Raw genomic sequence first — 22,357 nt, forward strand, 5'->3', positions numbered from 1 at the left:
ATTGCTAAAAATTCTATGTCAAGTAAGGCGCAAATTTTGACAAATAATTTCAATAATATATAATACCATATGATATGGATGTTTTTAAGGAATATTTATTAAAAATAGAAAACAAACTTTTAGAAAACTGGCAAAAGTTTTCAAACCAGTTACCTCTATATCTTTATTCTGCTTATCATATGGGTTGGATTGATGAATATGGGAATTTGCTTTTAGAAGGTAAAGGTGGAAAAAGATTAAGACCTTTATTTTGCGTAATTGTTAACCAAGCCTTTAATGGTCCATTAGATGATGCTTTAAATATAGCATGTTCGCTTGAGTTTCTTCATAATTTTTCTCTTGTACATGATGATATTCAAGATGAAGATGTAAAAAGACATAATAGATGGACAGTTTGGAAGTTATGGGGAATACCACAAGCAATAAACGTTGGAGATTCACTATTTAATCTTACTTTCCAGGTTTTAACTCAGTTATCTTCTCCCACACTTTTATCAGTAAGCTTAAAAGAAATTACAAATGCTATTCAGGAGTTAATAGAAGGACAATATATGGATATAAGCTTTGAGAAAAGATTAGATGTATCCTTAAAAGAGTATATGGATATGATTGAAAAGAAAACAGCAAGACTTTTTGCAGTATCTTTCTATTTAGGGTCCTTTTCTGCAAATTATAAAGATGATTTATCACGAAAGTTTTTTAACATAGGAAAAAACTTTGGTATCTTTTTTCAAATTGTAGATGATATTTTGGGTATATGGGGTGATCCTGATAAGACAGGGAAACCAATTTTAAGTGACCTTTGGAAGAAGAAAAAAACTTTTCCAATTATACTACTTACTCAAGAGGCATCTGAGAAAGAAAAGAGAAAAATTGATGAGTTTTGGAGAAAACCAGTTCTTTCTGATCAAGATGTATATTATATTTTAGAGTTATTAGAAAAGAAGGGAATTAAGTTTGCTTCTTTTAATACTGCGGAGAAATACTTTCAAAAGGCATATAAAGAGCTTGAGGAATTTAAAGATTTAATTGATATATCTCTTATCAAGAACTTATTTGCAAATTATTACAATTTAATTGACTCACTCCAAAGGTGAAGGATCTCTTTATCTACATTTTTAAGATAATTAACTATTTTCTTTGAATATTCGCTTTTTTCTAAAGTCCATCCCCATTTTTGTGGCTCATACCTACTTAGCATACTAAGCAGAAATAAAATTAAGTAATGGATAGCTAAGGGTGGTAAAGAAGTATCTTTGTTTAAGAACTCGAATAGTTCTCTTAATGTAAACTTTTCACCTTCGGGTACTTGATATGGAGATATGGATTTAAAGAAAAGGGGGAAGAGCCCCTTTTCTTTAACTAAAATAGTCTCACTTCCTGGGTCATAATTTTCGCTCCAGTTTATGGATTTTTCTCCAGCAACTCTTACTGTAAGCCCATGAAGCACCTCATGAGGTACTTCTTTAGTTTTAAAAAAGATTGTTATTTTGGCTAAAGAAACAAGCCCATAAAAAAGAACTATTGGAGAAATATATAGGTCTATTTTTCTACTGCTTTTAAAGGATAATTTTGCTTGTTTTAATGTATAATGTAAAAAGCTCTTTTCATTATCATTTAAATTATTGATAATCTTTTTCTCTACTTTATCAAAGATACTATATCTTAAAAACATGATTATAAATTTTCTTCAATATATTCAACAAACTTTTTTATCCTTCTAATAGTTTTTTCTTTTCCTAATACTTCAACAAGTTCATAAAGGCTTGGTCCTACAGTCTTATTGGTTAGGGCTACTCTAATAGGATGGATTAATGTACCTGTAGATATATTTAGAATTTCCGCCAAATTCTTTAAAGTCTTTTCAAGATTTTCTGCGGTAAACACTTCTAATCTTTCCCACTCGAAAGCTAACTTCCTAAGATATTCTGGAAGCTTATCTGTCTTAATAACTTTTTTTACAGTCTCTTTATCATAATCCAGATCATCTAAGAAGAAGTAATCACCATATTCCCTAATTTGAGCTAAGGTCTTTAATCTTTCTTGCAAAAGGGAAACAACCTTTAAGTAATAATTCCAGTCAAAATTTTCTTCTTTTACTAATCCTGCTTCTTTTAAGAAAGGATAGGTTAATTCAGCTAATTTTTCCTTTGGTAAAGCCCTTATATGTTGAGTATTAATCCATTCAAGCTTTGTAATATCAAATATTCCTGGGTTTTTCGTTACTTTTTTAAGGTCAAATAGTTCAATGAGTTCCTCGACAGTATAAATTTCTCTATTCTCCTGTGGAGTCCATCCTAATAAAGCCAAATAATTTACTAAGGCAGTTGGTAAATATCCCATTTTTTTATATTCTGTAACAGAGGTTACTCCATGCCTCTTACTTAGCTTTGATCTGTCAGGACCTAAAAGTAGAGGAAGGTGGGCAAATTCAGGAGGGGTCCAAGAGAGAGCCTTGTATATAAAAAGCTGTTTTGGAGTATTGGAAATATGATCTTCACCACGAATTACATGAGATATTCCCATAGTATAGTCGTCAATTACTACAGCAAAATTATAAGTTGGTATATTATCAGATTTTAGTATAATGAAATCTCCTATGTCATCATTATTAAATTCTATATCTCCTCTAATAAGATCGTGAAAAACAGTTTTCCCTTCTGGAACTTTTAATCTGATGGCAGGCTTTCTTCCCTCTCTCTCGTATTTTGCCCTTTCCTCATCAGTTAAATATAGGCATTTTCTATCATATTTTGGGGGTTGTTTGTTTGCAAGAGCAATTTTCCTTCTCTCCTCAAGTTCTTCAGGTGTGCAATAACAGTAATAGGCATAACCTAATTCTAATAATTTTTTAGCATATTTTTGGTATATTTCTAATCTTTGCGTCTGATAATATGGTCCTTCATCCCATGTTAAACCAAGCCAAGTTAAGCCTTCTAAAATATTTTTCTCATACTCTTTAGAAGATCTCTCAATATCGGTGTCTTCTATTCTTAATATAAAGGTTCCTCCATTATGTCTTGCAAAGAGCCAGTTAAAAAGGGCAGTGTGAGCTGTACCTACATGCAAATATCCTGTAGGGCTTGGCGCAATTCTAACTCTAATATCCTTCATACATCACTCCTCCTATAGTATTTTCCAGGAATAAGTTACTTCCGCTGTACCACGAAGAATTGCAGAGACTGAGCAATATTTTGTTTGTGAGAGCTCAATAGCCTTTTTTATATTTTCCTCTTTTAGATTTTCTCCTTTAAAGATATATTCAATGTGAACTTTTGTATAAACTTTGGGATGATCCTGAGCCCTTTCTGCTGTTATACTCATTTCAAAGGATTCGACTTTTTCCTTCATTTTGTTTAATATGGATATGACATCCATGCCAGTACATCCACCTAATGCTACAAGGACTAATTCCATTGGACGAGGTCCTTCATTCTCTCCTCCATGATCTGGAGTGGAGTCCATTACAATTTGAAAGTTAGATGGTGTAATTCCTGTAAATTTCATTTTTCCGTTCCAAATAACTTTTGTCTCCATCACTAAACCTCCTTTAATTAATTTCTTCAAAAGTATACAATTAATGTAAATGTTGTCAATATTTATTGATTAATATAAAATAACTAAAAAAAGGAGGATGGTAGTTATGGAGATATTGAATAGTGTTGAAGAGATGAGAAAACTTGATCCCAAAGACATGATAGGAGCCGTTTATAATCTTCCAGAACAAATAGAATCTGCTATGGAAATTTCCTATGGTTCAGAGCTAAAAATAGAAAAGGCGGATATTAATAAAGTTTTGGTTTTAGGTATGGGAGGCTCTGCAATTGGTGGAGATGTACTAAAAAGTGTTGCATTTGATGATGCAAAAGTACCAGTACTTGTAAATAGGGATTATTCTTTACCAAATTTTGTTGACGAAAATACTTTAGTATTTGCTGTTAGTTATTCTGGAAATACTGTGGAAACTTTAGAGTCTGCAAAAAAATCCTTTGAAAGAGGAGCAAAAGTTGTAGCCATTACAAGTGGAGGTGAGCTTGAAAAGTTTGCTATAGAAAAGGGTATAACTCTTATAAAAATACCTAAGGGACTTGCTCCAAGAGCTGCTATAGGATACGTAACTATTCCTTCTTTAGTAGTAATGGATAGATTAGGATTATTGCCATCTCAAAAAGAGGCATTAAAAGAGACAATTGAATATTTAAAGAAAGCAAGGGAAGAGTTTAAAATAGAGAATCCTTTAGAGAAGAATATGGCTAAAAAACTTGCGAGCTTGGTTTTTGGTAGGATTCCATTAATATATGCTGTAGAAGAGAGATGGGCAGTTGCAGGGTATAGATGGAAATGTCAATTTAATGAAAATGGAAAGTATCCTGCATTTACCCATTTCTTCCCAGAATTAAATCACAACGAAATTATGTCTTGGGAAGCAGATTCAAAGATAATAAACTCCTTTGCTCTTATATTTCTTTATACATCATTAGAAGGTGAAATGAAAATTAGAGTAGAATTTATGAAGGAAAAAATTGAAGAGAGGGGAGTTCCAGTTTTCCTCTGGAAAGGTGAAGGAAACTATCCACTAACTAAATTTTTCTCTCTTACTTATTTAGGGGATTTTACAACAGTCTACATGGCATATTTAACAGGAAAAGATCCATTTGCTATTGGTTTTATAAACGAACTAAAATTAAGAATTGGGCAAAGTTTATCTTGAAGGTTTTAGCTTTAGCTGATTTTGAATCTCCTGCATTATATGAGAGATTTAATCATACTCCATATAAAGGTGTAGAAGCGGTAATATCATGTGGTGATGTATTGCCAGAGTTATTGGAGTATCTCGTAGATGTATTAAATGTTCCTGTTTTTTATGTTTTAGGAAATCATGACGAAAGATATCTAAAGGAGCCTCCCAAAGGATGTGAAAATATTGACGGAAAAATAATTACTTTTGGAGGAATGAGAATTTTAGGTTTGGGAGGCTCCCAAAGGTATAGTGATGGGGTTCTTCAATATACTGAAAAGGAAATGAGCTGGAGAATTAGGAAGCTATATTTCAAGTTAAGAAAAGGAGTCGATATAATTGTTACACATGCTCCACCTTATGGGATCCATGAAGGGAATGATTATGCCCACAGAGGATTTAAAGTTTTTTTAGATTTAATTAACAAATACCAGCCATTATATTTTCTCCATGGGCATACTCATATGAATTATAACTTTAGGAGTTCCAGAATTTCTCAGATTGGAAGAACAAAAATAATTAATTGTTCTGGTTTTGTAGTTTTAGATTTATGAGATTTTTGTTGAGAAACATATTTAAAAAACATAAGCGATTAAAGAGTTTTGAGGAGAAACTGAAAGAAGAAAGAGCAGTTTCTTGGAGAGATTTAGGTTATCAAACCATAGAGGTAGATAAAATTGTTGGAAGTGTAGGAAGATATTTAGATTTTGATGAGGAGTTTAGACCATTAAAAGAGAGTTCTATTCATAGATTAAGAGAGTTAGAAAATGCTATATTAAGAGGAAAAATTTTGCCACCTATAGAAGTTTATAAGATAAAGGATGAATATTATGTTTTAGATGGTAACCATAGAGTAGCTATTGCAAAAAAATTGGGACAAAAAGAGATCGATGCTCACGTAATAGAGTATCTACCACCTGAAGATTCCTTGGAAAATATACTTTTCAGAGAAAGAGCGGATTTTGAGCTAATTACAGGTCTTAAAGATATCGTTTTAACAGAGGTGGGACAATATAAGAAGTTATTAAATCAAATAATGGAGCATAAGTATTACATGAGTGAGAGAAAGGGTAGGGAAGTAAATATAAAAGATGCAGCAAAAGATTGGTATAAAAATATTTACCTTCCAATCATAAAAGAGATTGAAAAGGAAAGAATTATTGAAGCTTTTCCCGGAAGAACTTTAGCGGATCTGTATGTATATATATCTGATCATAAATGGCTTGAGAGTCAAAAAAGAGGATATGATATAGGATTTCATAAAGCAATAGAGGATTTCAAGAATTTGGTCCCAGGTACTTCTTTGAAGGATAAGATTAAAGAAATTTTTAAGATAAATATTTAAAATAGAGATAATTGATCTTTTCCTTCATTAAAAACTTTTATTTTACCATAAACCCCGTCAAAACCAGGTTCTACTGATATTTTACCCTCTCTCATATTTTTTATTCCTTCTGAAATTTTTGGTCCAGATACTCTTTGAATCTCCTCAATAGAAATATTCATCAAAATATCCAATTCTGTTCCTAAAGTATTAATCATTTTAAAATATTCTTTTTGAACAATAGAAGAAGAGGAATCTTTTCCCAAAGCTTGAGCAATAATTTCTTCTAAAGGGACTAAATTTATATAAGGAATTTTATGTTCAGGTATAAAGCCCTCTTCTCTATCTGCTAATTCTTCTACTCTATGGGCTACTCCGATAGTTAAAGGTTTTCCACAAATTGGGCATATATTGTTTAATTTAATACTCTCCTTTGGTGAGAGAACCACATTGCAGTTTCTATGTCCATCATAATGATATTTCCCTTCTTCTGGAAAAAATTCTATAGTAAAAAGAAATTTAGTTTTATCTTGATTTTTTATGGCATTGAAAATTTCTCTATAATTTAGATCACATTGAAAAACATTTGCTTCTCTACCTATCTTATTTGGAGAGTGGGCATCTGAATTTGATATGAGACATATTCTATCAAGGCTTGAGAGTCTCCAATTCATTTTTGGATCACTACTTAATCCTGTTTCTCCTGCAAAAATTTTATTAGAAAGATTCCCAAAAGCTTCTTCTATAGAGTTAAAGCCCGATTGAGAACCAAAGATGGAGAACCAGGGGGTCCACATATGGGCTGGGACTACATAAATCTCCTCAGATATTTCCCAAATTAATGGAAGTAAGTTTCTTAAATTTACACCAAAAGTAGGTCTGCCATCATTATTAAGATTGCCAAACTTCTCCAACAAACGATTAATCTTATATGTAATCTCAATTGATGGGGAAAATAATAGTATATGTATTCTTCTTACTTTTCCATTTTGTTGATATATATTGCTAATTTCAGTGGTTAATATAAAGTTTACTCCATTATACTCATATATCCCATAACTTTTTTCTTTTAATTTATCTCTAAGTTCTGAAAACCATAAGGGATGAGTGAAATCTCCGGTTCCTAAAAGTTGAATTCCTTTTATTTTTGCCCATTTACTTAGATTTTCCAAATCCATGTCTGAGCTTGTAGCTCTACTATATTTTGAGTGAATATGAAAATCTGCAATAAATTTCATTTTTCACCTCTTTTCTATAAAATAAAATCTTGATAATATTTTAAAATATGAAAAGAAATTTGTTAATAAAAACTTTATGAGGGAGGTATTTAAATATGTTTTTTGATATGACTTTGCCGGAATTGGAAAAATATCTTCCAGAGGTTGAAGAACCCAAAGATTTTGATCAATTTTGGAAGAGAACCCTTGAAAAATCAAGAGAATTCCCTCTTAATCCAGTATTTGAAAAAGTGGATATAGAATTTAAAACTTTGGAGTTTTATGATGTTACCTTCTCAGGATATATGGGACAAAGAATTAAAGGTTGGTTTATTTTACCTAAAAATACCAAAGAAAAACTTCCTTGTATTGTAGAGTTTATTGGCTATGGAGGAGGTAGAAGTTTTCCAACCGATTGGCTCTTTTGGGCGAGTGCAGGTTATGCCCATTTAGTTATGGATACAAGAGGTCAAGGAAGCTCTTGGAGTAAAGGAGATACTCCTGATTATGACAGTGAGCCTTTTGATCCTTCTTATTCAGGATTTATGACAAGAGGAATTTTAAATCCTGAGAAGTATTATTATCGCAGAGTATTCACTGATGGGGTTAGAGCAGTGGAAACTGCCATGTCTCATCCCATGGTAGATAAAGATAAAATCGCTGTAACAGGGGGAAGTCAAGGTGGAGGAATATCTATCGCTGTGGCAGGTTTATCAGAGGATGTAAAACTTTTAATGCCAGATGTACCCTTTTTATGTCATTATAGAAGAGCTATATCTATAACAAATGATTATCCTTATTACGAGATTGTCCAATACTTAAAGGCTCATAGAGATAAGGAAAGCATCGTATTTAAGACTCTCTCTTATTTTGATGGTGTTAATTTTGCAAAAAGATCAAAGGCGAAAGCACTATTTTCTGTAGCTTTAATGGATACTGTCTGCCCACCATCTACAGTTTTTGCAGCTTATAATTATTTCCCTGGCGAAAAAGAGATAAGAGTTTATCCTTTTAATGGGCATGAAGGAGGAGGTCCTTTTCAGGCTATTGAGAAATTGAAGTTTGTAAAGAAACATTTTGGTTAATTAATTTTTATGAAATTGACATTATATAAATAGTGTTATAAAATATGCCTAAAAAAGTAGTAATTAGAAAGAGGTGTATTTATAATGAAATTGTCTACAAGGTCAAGATATGGTTTAAGAGCATTAATATACTTAGCAAATAATCAGGATAAGAGTCCTATTAGTGTTCGAACCATAGCTCAAAATGAGGAAATTCCCTTAAGATATCTGGAGAGGATCATGAGGATTTTGGCTAAAAGGGGATTTGTAAAGGCAGAGGTAGGGGCAGAAGGTGGGTATAGATTGGCGAAGTTGCCAGAAGAAATTAAAATATTGGATGTTATAGAAGCATTGGAGGGTCGAATTAGTTTAGTATTGTGTTTAGAGAATAATACTAAATGCAAAAGAGCGGAGATATGTCTTTCAAGACCTTTATGGAAAGAAGTAAATGATGCTTTAAAGAATGTACTTGATAAATATACTTTAAGAGATTTTATTATCTCTAAGGAGAAATTGGAGGTTTAAATCATGCCATTACAGTATTCTGATATTGTGTTAGAGCATTTTAGAAACCCAAGAAATGTAGGAGTTATTGAAGATGCTGATGCTATGGCTATAGAAGGAAGTCCAGCGTGCGGTGATCAAATAGTAGTTTATCTTAAAGGAGACAAAGATACAAAACGAATTATAGATATTAAGTTTCAATCTTTTGGCTGTGCTTCAAATATTGCTACAGGTTCTATGCTTACAGAGATGGTCAAGGGAAAAACTATAGAAGAAGCAATGCAGATAACATGGAAAGATGTGGCAGAAGCTTTAGGTGGTCTTCCTCCTATCAAAATGCATTGTTCAGTTCTTGCTGTAGATGGGTTAAGATCTGCCATAAAAGCATATTTAGGTGAAAAGAAAAAAGAAAAAATAACAATAGAGGATTTAGTAAATATACTATCGAAGGTATTCTATCCTAATTTACCTCATGATATTGTATCTCTAAAGCTTTTAAACTATATTAATTTTAATGAAAAGACAGGAAAAGTATATTTAGAGCTTTTGATATCTCCTGATGATCCTTATAAAAATCATATTAAGGAGGAAATAGAGGAAAAGTTGAAAATGATCCCTGAAGTTAAAGAGATAGAGATTAAGTTCTTAAAATAATTCTCAGTATGGAAAAGTTTATATACTTAGTGCCAATTGGAGAAGTTAAAAGAGAGATATTAGAGGATCTTAAAAACAATCTTCCAAAAGTTTTTCCCTTTAAATTTGTTATTGGAGATGAGATTCCAATTCCTAAAGATAGTTTTAATGAAAAAAGAAAGCAATATTTAGCATATTCCTTTTTAGAAGAATTATCAAAATTAAATATTAATGCCTATAAGATTCTTGGTGTAACAAATGTTGATTTATATGCACCATCTTTGAATTATGTATTTGGTCAAGCAAAATTAGGTGGAAGAGAGGGAGTTATTAGTCTTGCAAGGTTAGATAATAGTTTTTATGGATTTTCTGAGTGTTTATCTGTACTAAAGCATAGGGCTCTTAAGGAAGCTGTTCATGAATTAGGACATTGTTTCGGATTAGAGCACTGTACAAACTCAAATTGTGTAATGTACTTTTCCAATAGCTTGAAAGATACAGATAATAAGGATTATAATTTTTGCTATCTCTGCAACATAAAATTTTACAAAATCTTGGAGAATTTACAAATTCTTAAATAATAGAAAAGGCGAGGTCTTTTTTGCCTCGCCTCCGGCTTTTAACTTTTTGCTTGTTTCAACTGTTCTGCTAATCTTTTCTTCTTTCTTTTTTCTCTTGCTTTTCTTCTCTTTCTTTTCTCTCTAACTCTCCACTGTCTTCCCATTCCTTACCTCCTATTAGTGTTTCTCTAAATCGTTAATTATTATACCAAAAAATGATATAATCGTAGATAATAATTCTTTAATGGGGAGGAAGGAAAAATGGGTACATTTGAGATTGTGGATTTAACATTAGAGTTAACTCCTAAACTTCCATTTCAAGAGGAAGAATTTCTCAGCATAAGAGAGTTTTCAAAAAGTGTAGAAAAGATAGAACTTTCATCTATAACTGGTACTTACATAGAATTTACATATGATGAGTTCCCTAAGGATTTCCTAATTAGGGAAGCAGTAGTTTTGGATATTACGGATATTTGGTTAAAAGATATTATAACTGAGGCAAGATTTGAGAATATTTATATAGAAGAGGGGAGTGGAATAATTTTGAAATCAAAATGGTATTCTCGATGGACTTCAGGTGAGATTAAAGTTGATCCACCTATTTTGTCTATTCCTGCTTGTGAAGTTTTGATTAAAAATAAGATAAAATTTCTTGGTACAGATTTTCCATTAAGCAAAGAGGCTCGTGAACTTCTCTTATCAAAAGATATTATATTGATCCATAATTTATACAATCTTTTGGCTCTAAAGAAAAATAAGGTTTTACTGATAATTGCGCCATTAAATATAAAAGGGATAAAAAGAATACCAGCCAGAGTTTTTGCACTCCAATAGTACTAATTTTTTTCTAATATAATAGGCATTTCTCCACTCTTAACCATGAATAACTTTTCTCTTATTAATTTTTCGATTATATAATGGTCATTTAAGTTAAGATAGATATATTTAAGTTCAGTTACCTCCGTAAGCAAAGTTTCGTATCTTTTTTTATTTTTTTCTAATTCTTTTTTGTAATAAATATAATCACTGAGACCAAGAAAAATAGGTTTCAAAAGGTATATTAAAATTATTATCGCTAATATTGTGAAAAATGGATTTTCTTTTTTTTTATGTGGTACGGATGACACCTTTATATATCACTCCTCTTTCAGGATCTATCGTAATTATTTCCCCTGAGCTTATTTTTTCTTTTATTTCTGCTCCAACAATAATTGCTAAGCCCTTACTTCTTAGAGCAATAAGATCTGGATGTAATTTTTCACTCTCAATAATCAGTCCTTGCAATTTATCAGAAAGAGAAGCAATTTCCTCCGAATATTCCTTAATTATAAGTATATCTCCCTCCTGTGTTTTACTAAGGGCTTCTTTTGCAGTTTCTGCTATAACAGCTCTTGCTATTTTTGTATCTCCTCCTAAACCATGCCCTCTTCCAATTATCTCTGATATAACATGCACTTTTATTAGATTTGTCATTCCCGATATTCCCATTGGTACCCCAGCAGTTATAACCACAGTATCTCCACTATTGATATATCCCTTTTGTAGTAATAGGCGAGTAGATTTATCAAACATCTCATCTGTAGTATAAAAAACTTCAGTTAATAAAGGTATTACACCCCAAGATAAACTTAATCTTCTTTGTACCTCTGGAAAGTGGGTAATAGCAAAGATTGGTACTGATGGTCGGTACTTAGAAATTTGTCTTGCTGTGAATCCGCTATGGGTTGCAGTAATTATTGCTTTTGCTTTTATCTGACGTGATATTTCGCAGGCAGAGTAGGTAATAGACTGAGTTATATTCTCATTACATAATGGGGCTAAGAAACTATCGTAAGGAAATTCTTCTTCTACTTTTCTTGCTATTTTGTCCATCATCTTAAAAGCTTCAATAGGATACTTACCTACAGCTGTTTCATTGGATAACATTATTGCATCTGTTCCATCTAAAATGGCGTTTGCTACATCACTGACCTCCGCTCTTGTTGGAGTTGGATTATTTACCATAGATATCAACATTTGAGTGGCAGTAATAACTGGTTTTCCGCTAAGTCTTGTTTCTCTGATAATCTTTTTCTGAAGCAACGGTACTTCCTCGTTTGACACTTCTACTGCTAAGTCTCCCCTTGCAACCATTATTCCATCCGCAACCTCCAAAATCTCTTTAAAATTTTGAATAGCTTCTTTCTTCTCAATTTTAGCAATAACTGGGATTCTTGCATCATGTAATTCTAAAATTTCCTTAAGTTCAATTATATCCTGAGCTCTTTGCACAAAAGAGAGTGCTATAAAATCTACTTTATTTTCAATACCAAACAAAACATCTTTTTTATCTTTCTCTGTTAAGGAGGAGACTCTTAGAGGTGTATCAGGAAAGTTAACACCTTTGTGGCTTGATAAAGGACCACCATGTATAATATCACATAAAACTTTGTCTCCATTTATTTTCCTAACCTTAAGCTCAATTAAACCATCATCAATTAAAATTCTATCTCCTTCTTTTACATCCTCTAAAATGTGTGGATAATTAACATATAAAATTTTTTCATTACCGACACATTCCTTAGGAGTAAGAGAAATTTCCTCGCCATCTTTAAGAATAATATTTTCTTTTTCCAATTCTCCGATTCTTATTTTTGGCCCTTGCAAATCTTGAAGTATAGCAGTGCTTTTTCCAAGCTCTTCAGAAATTTTTCTAATAAGTTCTATTCTTTCGCCATGGACATTATAGTCGCCATGAGAAAAATTTAATCTTGCTACGTCCATTCCTAAACTAATTAGAGTTCTCAAAGTCTTCTCATCTTCTGAAGCTGGACCAATTGTACATACTATTTTTGTTTTCCTAAACAGAACAATCACTCCCCTATCTCTTTAATATAAATTTTTGAGCCATCATGCAACGCTCCTTCTAAACCTATCTCAAATCCATTTTCATCAAAAATGATACATTCCCCTTTTAAACATTTTTTGTATATATCTATATTATATGATATCAGGGCATGCATTACTTGCATGCCCTGATATATCTTTACAGGTTCATCATTAACAAAAACAGTTATAACATTAGCCATTTACTTAATTATAATACTTCTCCCATCAATCTTAGGAGCTATAGGAGAATGCTTCTTTAAATATTCTACAAATATATCTCTTAGCATGTCCCAGTATACTAAATTCTTTCCTTCTTTAAAAGTAACAAAATTATCACCACCAGCTGCCAAGAAATCATTGGTAGCAACTATATAAACCTTATCTAATTCTAATGGTTTATCTCCAACTAAAACCTCAACTACTCTTTGTCCCACAGGCTTTCTCATATCATAGGTTACTTTTAGACCTGATTGTTGCAAAATTCCCTTTTCTAATTTTGCACTTTGTTCTAGTAATTGAAGGATTTGTTTGCCAGTAAGCTCCATAGTAACTACTACATTATCAAAAGGAAGCAATGTATAAACAAGTTCCATTGTAATTGGACCCTTAGGAATATCAGTTCTTATACCACCACTATTTTGAAAAGCTATATCAGCTGAAGTTGCCTCCCTCATAGCATCACAGATAACATTTCCAACATTTGACTCCTCGTTATAATTTCTTACCAAGTCCACTAATGTTTCTCCAACTACTTTAGAGAATTCCTCTTTTAACTGATTATTATATTTATCTACAATACTTGCCACCTTTTCATCAAACTTGTTTTCAGGTCCAGCAAATACTGTTTTTAACTCATTTTCCTTTGTATAACCTAAGATCATATTTGTTTCGGGTTGTATTTGTAATTCCAATACACCTAAATATATGCCATTATATCCAGCTTGGGTAATTATTACTCCTCTTTTAATTAAAGGATTGTTTACAACAGTATGGCTATGTCCTCCAATAATTACATCGATGCCTGATACTTTCTCTGCTAATTCTTTGTCTGCATCAAAACCTAAATGTGATAATACAATGACTAAGTTTGCTCCTTTGCTTCTTACTTCATCAATAATATTTGGTAAAACTTCTACTGGATCTAAAAACTTAAGATCTTTTACATAATCGGGTTTTGTAATGTATGCAGTTTCTGGAGTAGTAAGACCTATAATGGCTATCTTTAATCCTTTCCTTTCAACAATGACATAAGGTTTTAAATAAGGGAGATAGTTCCCATTTTTATCGACTATATTTGCTGATAAATAAGGGAAATTTGATTTTTTAGCTAAATTTTGTAATACCTCTTGTCCCCAATCGAATTCGTGATTTCCTACAGTCATTGCATCGAATTTAAGATAGTTCATAATTTCAACCACAGGTTCTCCTTTAAATATATTAGATTGAGGTGTGCCTTGGAACATATCGCCAGCAGAAAGTAGTATGGTTCCATCTGGATTTTTGGATCTTTCTTCGTTTATCATTTGAGCTAAGTAAGCAGCACCGCTTACTGGAGTCTTTTCACTTATGGACCTTACTATATAGGGCAAAATTCTTCCATGAAAATCATTTATGTGGAGAATAGTAAGATTGATGGAGGGAACATTCTGTGCAAATACTAAGTTAGCGAGTACAATCAAAAGAAGAGATAACAAAAAAATCTTCAAAAACTTTCTCATAGCGTACACCTCCATAAGAAATATTTTACTTTATTTTACAATAAATTTTGCTATCTTGTTTTAAAAAATTGTTTTTAAGAAATTAAATATTATTAATATAACCCCTGCTTTTATTACTTCTGGATATAGCTTATTCCAATCAGTTTTAAAATATTCCTTAGTAAAAATTAGACAAAGATGTGTTGGAGACATCATTACCCCAGTGTATCCACTAATAAAAGAGAAAACTACCCATTTTAATGTTTGACCATAAGGCATCAAAGAAAGTAATATAGGAAAAGTTATGCCTATAGATGCTTGAGTTACTCCCGTGAGAAGTCCTACTATGAAAGGAAGGGTAAAGAAAATAATCGACAAAGGTATATTCATGGAAGATAGAAAATAAGAAATATCACTAATAGCATTTGCTTTTTCTAACATTCCCTTAAATATCATTACAGAAACAATTAGTATTAAATTTTCTATCTTAAGAGCATCTTTTAAAGTATTTTTTATTTCATCTAAAGAATATCTAAAGATTAAGAAAAGGGCAATAATAGTTATTAATAGAACATGTAAAAGATCTATATGAAAAGCTAAAACTAATAAAAGGATAAAGATAAAGGGAGAGAAATTAATCAAAAAATTGATGAATTCTTTTTTGCAATCACATTCATGAATTTCCTCTTTTGTTAATTGAAGCTTATAAAAAGCAAGAATAAAACCAATAACAAATACAATAATTCCAAATATAAAGGTTTCCCTTACTAAAATAGGTATTTTAAAATCAGATAAAGAGGATACAAGAATAATTCCAGGATACAATGGAAGAAAGGGCTCCCATACATGCCTAAACCAATAATTAATAAAGGCTTTTTTCTCGGCAGAAATATCATTTCCTTCTGACATTTCTTCGAGAAGAGGGGCTGAAAATAAAGCACCACCCACAGAAGGTAGAAGTCCCATAATTATTGGCATAGACATAAGATTTATTTTTGGGTTTTTTACCAGGTTTTTTAAAGATGTTACCATATTTTTTAGAAAATTTTTATTCCTTAAAATATTTTCTAAAACAGCAATCAAATAAAGAATAAGAACAATATTAATGGTATTCCAAGCAATTGTTGAATTTAGAGCAGTTTTCAAAATTTCTATAAATGGAATACCAAAGCTAACTCCTAAAATTATGCTTCCTCCTAAGAGAGCCCATGCCAAGGGTACTTTGTTGAAAATAGCACTTACAATTAAACCAAATATGATGCTAACCTTTAAAAAAGCTATCATTTTATCACCCCTATCCAAAAGTTTAATGTTACTATAGAGAGGAGAGTTGAATAAAATATTGCTTGAGAGGAAAAAGTATAATCAAGTCCATATTGTATTGATAAAACAAGAGTTAAAAGCATAGCAGGCATTGCAGATTGAAGAATCATAACTTTTCCACCTATTCCCCCAATACCTAAAAGATGATTAACTTGATTAGCTATATACGGAAGGAATAAAAGCTTAAATGCTATTCCTACGAAAAGTGCTAAGTAATGGCTGTTTTTAGATGATTTTTCTAAGGATAAACCTAATAAAAACATCATCATAGGAGATGTTACTCTTCCTAAAGTTTTTGTAGCATCTATTATATAACTTGGAATTGATATGTTTCGTAACGTAAGTGCCAATACAAGCCCCCATAATGGTGGATTGACTAATAATCTCTTTAGGGCGAGTTTAAAATCAATTTTGTTTCCCATAGTTAAAAGTTGTAGGATTATTATGCCATAAGTATAGATCATTGGTATGAGTCCCAATTGATCATAAATAATTCCGTATATTAATCCCTCTGAATTGAAAACTTTCTCTATTATGGGATATCCCATATAGGTTACATTTCCACAAAAACTGATGAGGAAAAAGCTTCCTAAAGTTGGATTAGGTAATTTAAGAAATTTGCCGATTATTAATGCCAGAATGCTTACTATTATACCAATAATCCAAACTCCTATTATTATTTTCCAGAAGGACCCTTGGATTGAATTTGTATAAAGGGATGAAAATACTAAAGAAGGAAGAGAGAAATTAAAAACAAATTTAGAAAATATCTCTTTATCTTCCTTCTTAAAAATCTTATCTTTTGCTAAATATCCTAATAATATGATAAATATAAAACTAAGCAATATATCAAACATAGTTAGTATTTTAACAAGAACCTATGGGATGAGCAAATAAAAATTTTTGTTAATAATGGTAATTGTTGCATTTATTTTCAAAACATATACAATATAAAAAGATTTTTAAGTAGGAGATTAAGCATGAAAGCAGTAATTTGGTTAAATAATGAAAATATATTAAATAACTTTAGAATAAACGATATAAAAATATATGGAAAAACAATATTCGATTATCAACGAGAAATATTAAACTCTTTAGGTTTCCAAGATATCATAGTTACCAAAGAGAAGGATATAACTAATATAGAAGAGGATATTCTGCTAATAGGAGGAAATGTAATCTTTGAAAAAGAGTTAATATTAAAACTTTTAGAGATTAGTGATTCAGTTCAATTGGTAAGAAATGATCTTTCTATTGGGATATGGAAAATACATCATAAAAATAAAGATTATTTTCGCAATATAGATGTAGGTGATTACTTTTGTGCAAAGTTAGACTCTTACGATGAGTTTTTAAAGGCTTTTAAACATTTGTCAAGTTTTGATTTTTCATTAAAAAATATTAAACTTGCATTTATAGATTTAGATGGAACCATCTATCTTGGTGATAACCTAATTAACAATGCGGATAAGTTTATTAATTTGTTGAGAGCTAATAATATTTATTTTTATTTTTTATCTAATAATTCTTCAAAATCTAAAAAGGATTATGTTATGAAATTAGCAAAATTAGGGATTATGGTAAGTGAGGAGAATATAATTTTATCAACAGATGGACTCATTGATTACTTGAAAGAAAAAAATGTGAAGAAGGTTTATACAATTGGGACTGAAGCTATGAAAGAGCAGATAAGAAATTCGGGAATAATTCCAGATTCTGAAGATCCTGAATTTGTCGTACTTGGTTATGATACTGAGATTACCTATGAAAAATTGAAGAAGGGTGCTATATTCTTGCAGAAAGGTATTAACCTTTTAGCTACTCATTGTGATAAAGTATGTCCTTCTCCTGAGGGTTTTCTGCCTGATGTGGGAGCCTTTTTAGCATTATTTGAAACAGCAACTTCAAAAAAACCTCTAAAAATCTTTGGTAAGCCCAATATTGAAATGATAGATTCGTATATAAAAAGGCATAAAGTCAGCCCTTCGGAGGTAGTAATAATTGGGGATAGGATTTATACAGATATGCAACTTGCTAAAAATATTGGTAGTAATTTTATTTTAGTATTAAGTGGAGAAACCAAATTAGAAGATGTTTTTCAACTCAGTATTTCACCAGATTTGATAATAAAAAATGTAGGAGAGCTCGTATATGGCTAAAAAGTTTCCTTGTTTAGAGATAAACTTGGAGGCAATTTATAATAATGCAAAAGTAATAGTTGAGATAGCAAAAAATTTTGGAATTAAAATTTCCGCAGTTACAAAAGTAAGTTTGGGAGACCCTAAAATCGCAGAGATTTTATTAAAAGCTGGTGTGTGTTGTCTTGCTGATTCAAGAGTTGAAAGTATTAAAAAAATGAAGAAAAATAAAATTGAAACAGAGTTTTTACTTATAAGGTCTCCGTCTTTTTCTCAAATTAAAGATACACTTCTTTGGAGTGATATAAGTTTAAATTCTGAACTCATTGTATTAGAAAGATTAGAAGAATATGCAAGAAAAATTAAAAAAAAGCACAAAGTTATATTAATGGTAGAAATGGGAGATTTAAGAGAAGGAATTTGGGATAAAAAAGAGTTATATGAGACAATTAAAAGGGTAAATAACATGAGTTACATAGAGCTTGTCGGGATAGGGACTAATTTTACATGTTTTGGTGGAATTATTCCCACTGAAAGCAAGATTGAGGAATTTAACGAGTTGGTATCACAAATTGAAAAAGACTTTGCTATAAATCTTCCAATAATATCAGGAGGCAATTCCAGTAGTATTCCCCTACTTTTTGAAGGAAAGTTAAAAGGAAAGATAAATCATTTAAGAATTGGAGAGGCAATAATGTTAGGAAGAGATACAGTGTATAGAAAACCCATACCAAATGGAAGAACAGACACCTTTATTATTTATGCTGAGATTATTGAACTAAAGGAGAAGCCATCCTTGCCTTGGGGATTGATAGGAGAAGATGCTTTTGGTCATAAGCCAACTTTTATTGATAAAGGAATTAGGAAAAGAGCAATTCTTAATATAGGTAGACAGGATATAGATCCTAAAGGATTAATTCCATCTATAGATGGGGTAGAAATCTTAGGAGCGACATCTGACCATCTGATATTAGATATTACGGAAAGGGATGATTTAAAAGTTGGAGATGTTATAGGATTTTATCCCAATTATTCATCTCTTCTTTTGGCGTTTACATCGCCTTTTGTTAAAAAGATCTATAAGGGGTTGATTGTATGAGGAAAAAAGTAATTATTATGGGAGCAGGAGGTAGAGATTTCCATAATTTTAATGTATTTTATAAAGATAATCCTGAATATGAAGTAGTAGCTTTTACTGCAGGACAAATTCCAGGAATTGAAAATCGTGTATATCCACCTGATCTTGCAGGAGAATTATATCCAAATGGAATTCCTATTGTTTCAGAAGATAAATTGCAAGAATTAATATTAACTTACAAAGTAGACGAAGTAGTCTTTTCTTATAGTGATGTTTCTTACAATTATGTTATGCAAAAAGCGAGTATTGCTCTTGCAAATGGGGCAAGTTTCAAACTAATTGGTACAGAAAGCATGCTAAAAAGCTCAAAACCTGTAATTAGTGTCTGTGCAACAAGAACTGGTTCTGGAAAAAGTCCTACTTCAAGATACGTGGTAAAAATTTTGAGAGACCTGAATTTAAAGACCGTAGTTGTTAGACATCCAATGCCTTATGGAAACTTAAATAAACAGAGAATACAAAGGTTTGAGAAACTTGAGGATTTGGATAGATATGAATGTACTATAGAAGAAAGAGAAGAATATGAACCTCACATTAGGGAAGGAGCTATAGTATATGCAGGAGTTGATTATAAGGAGATACTTAATGAAATAGAAAAGTATGCGGATATTATTTTATGGGATGGCGGAAACAATGATTTTCCTTTTTATAAACCAGATCTTGCCATAGTAGTTACAGATCCTTATAGAGTTGGTCATGAATTAACTTATTATCCCAGTGAAATTAACCTATATTTAGCGGATATTTTCGTAATAAGTAAAGTAGATACAGAGGTCGAAGATAAAATTAGGATGTTAGAAAAAAATCTAAGAAGTAGGAATCCACAAGCTAAGATTGTTTATGCAAGTTTCCCTATATATGCAGATCCAGAGTTAAATATTGAAGGTAAAAAAGTATTAGTAATAGAAGATGGTCCTACAGTTACCCATGGAGAGATGCCCTATGGTGCAGGATATTTATACGCAATAAGTAAAAGGGCAGAAATAATTGATGCAAGACCTTATGCTATAGGTTCCATTTTAGATGTTTACAATAAATACCCACATATAAACAAGGTACTACCAGCTTTAGGATATAATAAAGAACAGTTGAGAGAGCTTGAAGAAGTTATTAGTAGAGTTCCTGCAGATTATGTAATAATTGGTACACCTGTTGATTTAAGATCTATCATAAAAATACCCCAAAGATCTATAAGGGTTTATTATCAATATAAAGAAGAGGGGTCTATTTTTCTTAAAGATTTAATTATAGATTGGCTGAAAAGTAAAAATTTATATGGGGGTTAAACTATGAATAGTTTGAAAGGAAGAGATTTTTTATCTGTAACCGATTTTAATAGAGAAGAGATTGAGGAAGTTTTGTTTCTGGCAAAAAAATTAAAACTTGAGTCAATGACTGGAAACAAATTATCAAATTATCTAAAGGGAAAGACTGTAGCATTGTTTTTTGAAAAACCATCCACAAGAACAAGAATATCTTTTGAGGTGGGAGTTTACGAGTTAGGAGGATATCCATTATATTTGAATACACAGGATATGCAATTAAAAAGAGGTGAGACTATTAAAGATACTGCAAAGGTTTTGGAAAGATATGTTTCAGGAATTATGGCAAGGGTCTATTCTCATAATACTTTAATAGAGCTTGCAGAGTTTGCGAGTATTCCAGTAATTAATGGACTTTCTGACTTAGAACATCCATGCCAAATTCTTGGAGATTTCTTTACTATTAGAGAAAAGAAGGGAGATAAAAAAGTTAAGATTGTTTATTTAGGGGATGGGGGAAATAATGTTGCCCATTCTTTAATTTTAGGGAGTGCAATATTAGGTTACGAGTTAGTTTGTTCATGCCCTGATGATTACTTACCAAATCCAGACATATATAATAAAGCTCTTAATATATCAGAGAAAACTGGTGCAAAAATCTCAATAGAAAAAGATCCTAAAATAGCAGTAAAAATGGCGGATGTACTTTATACTGATGTATGGGTTAGTATGGGACAAGAAGGAGAAAAGGAAAAAAGATTAAGTGTCTTTCCTCCTTATCAATTGAATTCTAATCTTCTATCCTTAGCAAAAGATGATGTAATTGTTATGCATTGTTTGCCAGCCCATAGAGGTGAGGAAATAACTGATGAGGTTATGGATAGTGCATATTCAGTAGTGTTTGATCAAGCGGAAAATAGACTTCATGTACAAAAAGCTATCATGGCTTTATTAATTTAAGCAGAAATTCTCTGCTATACTTAAGATCTTCCAATGGATTTTTAAAAGAGGTCTCCACAGTGAGGGGACCTCTATAATTTATTTTTCTTAATCTATCAATTATCTCAGAAAAGTTTATAAACCCTTCTCCTAATCTTAAATATTTTCTATTTCCTTCATCATCAAAACTTTGACCATCATAATCTCTAATATGAACATTTTTCAAGTACTTTAAAATTTTGTCTGAATATCTTTTAAGTGAAAATTCTGTAGAGAAGAGGTACTCAACATCTAAGGTAATTCCAACATTTGACCAATATCTGTTTATCAAACTCTCATAAAAATCTGGAGGAGACTGTAGATAGGGGACATTTTCAATGGTTAAGGTAACATTATATTTATAAGCATAATCTACCATTTTATCAAAAATAAAGAATATACTTCTTAATAAAGAAGATAGACTTGTTCTATATGGTGGATGAAGAACAATGATTTTTATATTATATTCACCTGCTCTTTTTATTAACCTTCCAAGATTAGGAAAAATTTCTTTATATGGTTTATGAAGTATATTTTTAGGTGCATGTAATGAAAAGGCTTTATCTTTATATTTTTTTGATTCCTCAAAAACACTAATAATGTCCTCTTCAGTGAAATTTCTTGGTATAAAAATCTCAAAACCATCGTAATTTTCACTGGTTATGTGACTCATAGCCTTTTTTGTATCTTCTATCTTTTCAGACACTGGACTATCAGGATTCAAGAATACAGCGGTAGAACATGATAAAAGCATTTTATAAATTTCTCCTTCTTACATCTTTTTTTATAATTATATTCTATGTTATAATAATTGTGCAAAGGGGAGGTGTCCGAACTGGCTAAGGGGCCGGTCTTGAAAACCGGTAAGGCCGTCATGGCCATGTGGGTTCGAGTCCCACCCTCCCCGCCATAA

The 22,357-nt window shown here is 31.4% G+C and carries 24 protein-coding genes and 1 tRNA gene; 14 read left to right on the plus strand and 11 right to left on the minus strand.

What is annotated here, in order from left to right; all coding sequences use genetic code 11:
- The first annotated feature begins 74 nt into the window (after positions 1-74).
- Positions 75-1,097: a geranylgeranyl pyrophosphate synthase gene (locus CBR30_00435; GenBank protein ID PMQ02161.1), complete on the plus strand. Its 1,023-nt coding sequence runs from the start codon at positions 75-77 to the stop codon at positions 1,095-1,097.
- Here the strand turns inward: CBR30_00435 and CBR30_00440 are convergent.
- Genes CBR30_00440 through CBR30_00450 form a run of 3 tightly spaced genes read right to left on the minus strand, consistent with a single transcriptional unit; the run spans position 1,067 to position 3,537 of the window.
- On the minus strand, positions 1,067-1,675 hold the full coding sequence (locus CBR30_00440; protein ID PMQ02162.1) for a hypothetical protein: 609 nt from the start codon (positions 1,673-1,675) through the stop codon (positions 1,067-1,069). The genes CBR30_00435 and CBR30_00440 overlap by 31 nt on opposite strands.
- 2 nt (positions 1,676-1,677) lie before the next feature.
- Positions 1,678-3,114, minus strand: coding sequence for a glutamate--tRNA ligase (locus tag CBR30_00445; protein ID PMQ02163.1), 1,437 nt, complete (start codon positions 3,112-3,114; stop codon positions 1,678-1,680).
- A 12-nt stretch (positions 3,115-3,126) separates the two neighbouring features.
- Positions 3,127-3,537: an osmotically inducible protein OsmC gene (locus CBR30_00450; protein PMQ02164.1), complete on the minus strand. Its 411-nt coding sequence runs from the start codon at positions 3,535-3,537 to the stop codon at positions 3,127-3,129.
- A 97-nt stretch (positions 3,538-3,634) separates the two neighbouring features.
- Here CBR30_00450 and CBR30_00455 point away from each other — a divergent pair, with 97 nt between their 5' ends.
- From CBR30_00455 to CBR30_00465, 3 genes are read left to right on the plus strand one after another with little or no spacing between them, the layout of a single operon-like run.
- Positions 3,635-4,711 (plus strand): bifunctional phosphoglucose/phosphomannose isomerase, encoded by a 1,077-nt coding sequence (locus CBR30_00455; GenBank protein PMQ02165.1) that lies wholly within the window; start codon positions 3,635-3,637, stop codon positions 4,709-4,711.
- On the plus strand, positions 4,708-5,292 hold the full coding sequence (locus CBR30_00460) for a serine/threonine protein phosphatase (GenBank protein PMQ02166.1): 585 nt from the start codon (positions 4,708-4,710) through the stop codon (positions 5,290-5,292). Before CBR30_00455 ends, CBR30_00460 begins: the two co-directional genes overlap by 4 nt.
- Positions 5,289-6,083 (plus strand): transcriptional regulator, encoded by a 795-nt coding sequence (locus CBR30_00465; protein ID PMQ02167.1) that lies wholly within the window; start codon positions 5,289-5,291, stop codon positions 6,081-6,083. Before CBR30_00460 ends, CBR30_00465 begins: the two co-directional genes overlap by 4 nt.
- Here the strand turns inward: CBR30_00465 and CBR30_00470 are convergent.
- On the minus strand, positions 6,080-7,300 hold the full coding sequence (locus CBR30_00470) for a DNA helicase UvrD (GenBank protein ID PMQ02168.1): 1,221 nt from the start codon (positions 7,298-7,300) through the stop codon (positions 6,080-6,082). The two genes, CBR30_00465 and CBR30_00470, sit on opposite strands and share 4 nt — an antisense overlap.
- 95 nt (positions 7,301-7,395) lie before the next feature.
- Between CBR30_00470 and CBR30_00475 the strand changes: the two genes are divergently transcribed.
- The 5 genes from CBR30_00475 to CBR30_00495 all read left to right on the plus strand — a co-directional run bounded on the left by CBR30_00475 (position 7,396) and on the right by CBR30_00495 (position 10,874).
- The gene (locus CBR30_00475) at positions 7,396-8,364 is read left to right on the plus strand and encodes an acetylxylan esterase (protein PMQ02169.1); all 969 of its coding nucleotides are present in this window, start codon (positions 7,396-7,398) and stop codon (positions 8,362-8,364) included.
- Between the two features lie 84 nt (positions 8,365-8,448).
- Positions 8,449-8,868, plus strand: a complete 420-nt coding sequence (locus CBR30_00480; protein ID PMQ02170.1) for an Rrf2 family transcriptional regulator — start codon at positions 8,449-8,451, stop codon at positions 8,866-8,868.
- Between the two features lie 3 nt (positions 8,869-8,871).
- A complete protein-coding gene (locus CBR30_00485; GenBank protein ID PMQ02171.1) occupies positions 8,872-9,501 on the plus strand; it encodes an iron-sulfur cluster assembly scaffold protein in 630 nt (209 codons plus the stop codon).
- 8 nt (positions 9,502-9,509) lie between these two features.
- Positions 9,510-10,061 carry a hypothetical protein gene (locus CBR30_00490; protein PMQ02172.1) on the plus strand — a complete coding sequence of 184 codons (552 nt, stop codon included), beginning with the start codon at positions 9,510-9,512 and terminating at the stop codon, positions 10,059-10,061.
- A 240-nt stretch (positions 10,062-10,301) separates the two neighbouring features.
- On the plus strand, positions 10,302-10,874 hold the full coding sequence (locus CBR30_00495) for a hypothetical protein (protein ID PMQ02173.1): 573 nt from the start codon (positions 10,302-10,304) through the stop codon (positions 10,872-10,874).
- A gap of 2 nt (positions 10,875-10,876) precedes the next feature.
- On the opposite strand, the gene CBR30_00500 is transcribed toward CBR30_00495, so the two are convergent.
- The 6 genes from CBR30_00500 to CBR30_00525 are packed head-to-tail and all read right to left on the minus strand — an operon-like array spanning position 10,877 to position 16,785.
- The gene (locus CBR30_00500; GenBank protein ID PMQ02174.1) at positions 10,877-11,173 is read right to left on the minus strand and encodes a septum formation initiator; all 297 of its coding nucleotides are present in this window, start codon (positions 11,171-11,173) and stop codon (positions 10,877-10,879) included.
- Positions 11,148-12,887: a pyruvate kinase gene (gene pyk, locus CBR30_00505; GenBank protein ID PMQ02537.1), complete on the minus strand. Its 1,740-nt coding sequence runs from the start codon at positions 12,885-12,887 to the stop codon at positions 11,148-11,150. The genes CBR30_00500 and pyk overlap by 26 nt, the downstream gene beginning before the upstream one ends.
- A 5-nt stretch (positions 12,888-12,892) precedes the next feature.
- Positions 12,893-13,108: a hypothetical protein gene (locus tag CBR30_00510; protein ID PMQ02175.1), complete on the minus strand. Its 216-nt coding sequence runs from the start codon at positions 13,106-13,108 to the stop codon at positions 12,893-12,895.
- Complete coding sequence (locus tag CBR30_00515) at positions 13,109-14,626, minus strand: multifunctional 2',3'-cyclic-nucleotide 2'-phosphodiesterase/5'-nucleotidase/3'-nucleotidase (GenBank protein PMQ02176.1); 1,518 nt, start codon at positions 14,624-14,626, stop codon at positions 13,109-13,111.
- A gap of 60 nt (positions 14,627-14,686) precedes the next feature.
- A complete protein-coding gene (locus CBR30_00520) occupies positions 14,687-15,889 on the minus strand; it encodes a hypothetical protein (protein ID PMQ02177.1) in 1,203 nt (400 codons plus the stop codon).
- Positions 15,886-16,785, minus strand: a complete 900-nt coding sequence (locus tag CBR30_00525) for a transporter (GenBank protein PMQ02178.1) — start codon at positions 16,783-16,785, stop codon at positions 15,886-15,888. The genes CBR30_00520 and CBR30_00525 overlap by 4 nt, the downstream gene beginning before the upstream one ends.
- A gap of 123 nt (positions 16,786-16,908) precedes the next feature.
- Here CBR30_00525 and CBR30_00530 point away from each other — a divergent pair, with 123 nt between their 5' ends.
- Genes CBR30_00530 through argF form a run of 4 tightly spaced genes read left to right on the plus strand, consistent with a single transcriptional unit; the run spans position 16,909 to position 21,426 of the window.
- Positions 16,909-18,087, plus strand: a complete 1,179-nt coding sequence (locus CBR30_00530) for a hypothetical protein (GenBank protein ID PMQ02179.1) — start codon at positions 16,909-16,911, stop codon at positions 18,085-18,087.
- Positions 18,080-19,165, plus strand: coding sequence for an amino-acid racemase (locus CBR30_00535; protein PMQ02180.1), 1,086 nt, complete (start codon positions 18,080-18,082; stop codon positions 19,163-19,165). The genes CBR30_00530 and CBR30_00535 overlap by 8 nt, the downstream gene beginning before the upstream one ends.
- Positions 19,162-20,490: a GTPase gene (locus CBR30_00540; GenBank protein ID PMQ02181.1), complete on the plus strand. Its 1,329-nt coding sequence runs from the start codon at positions 19,162-19,164 to the stop codon at positions 20,488-20,490. The genes CBR30_00535 and CBR30_00540 overlap by 4 nt, the downstream gene beginning before the upstream one ends.
- Before the next feature lie 3 nt (positions 20,491-20,493).
- Positions 20,494-21,426, plus strand: coding sequence for an ornithine carbamoyltransferase (gene argF / locus CBR30_00545; GenBank protein ID PMQ02182.1), 933 nt, complete (start codon positions 20,494-20,496; stop codon positions 21,424-21,426).
- Here argF and CBR30_00550 read toward each other — a convergent pair.
- Positions 21,407-22,198: an AP endonuclease gene (locus CBR30_00550; protein PMQ02183.1), complete on the minus strand. Its 792-nt coding sequence runs from the start codon at positions 22,196-22,198 to the stop codon at positions 21,407-21,409. The two genes, argF and CBR30_00550, sit on opposite strands and share 20 nt — an antisense overlap.
- Positions 22,199-22,264: 66 nt before the next feature.
- Between CBR30_00550 and CBR30_00555 the strand changes: the two genes are divergently transcribed.
- Positions 22,265-22,354, plus strand: a tRNA-Ser gene (locus CBR30_00555).
- The last annotated feature ends 3 nt before the right edge of the window (positions 22,355-22,357 follow it).

This window comes from Dictyoglomus sp. NZ13-RE01, assembly GCA_002878375.1.
GTDB lineage: Bacteria > Dictyoglomota > Dictyoglomia > Dictyoglomales > Dictyoglomaceae > NZ13-RE01.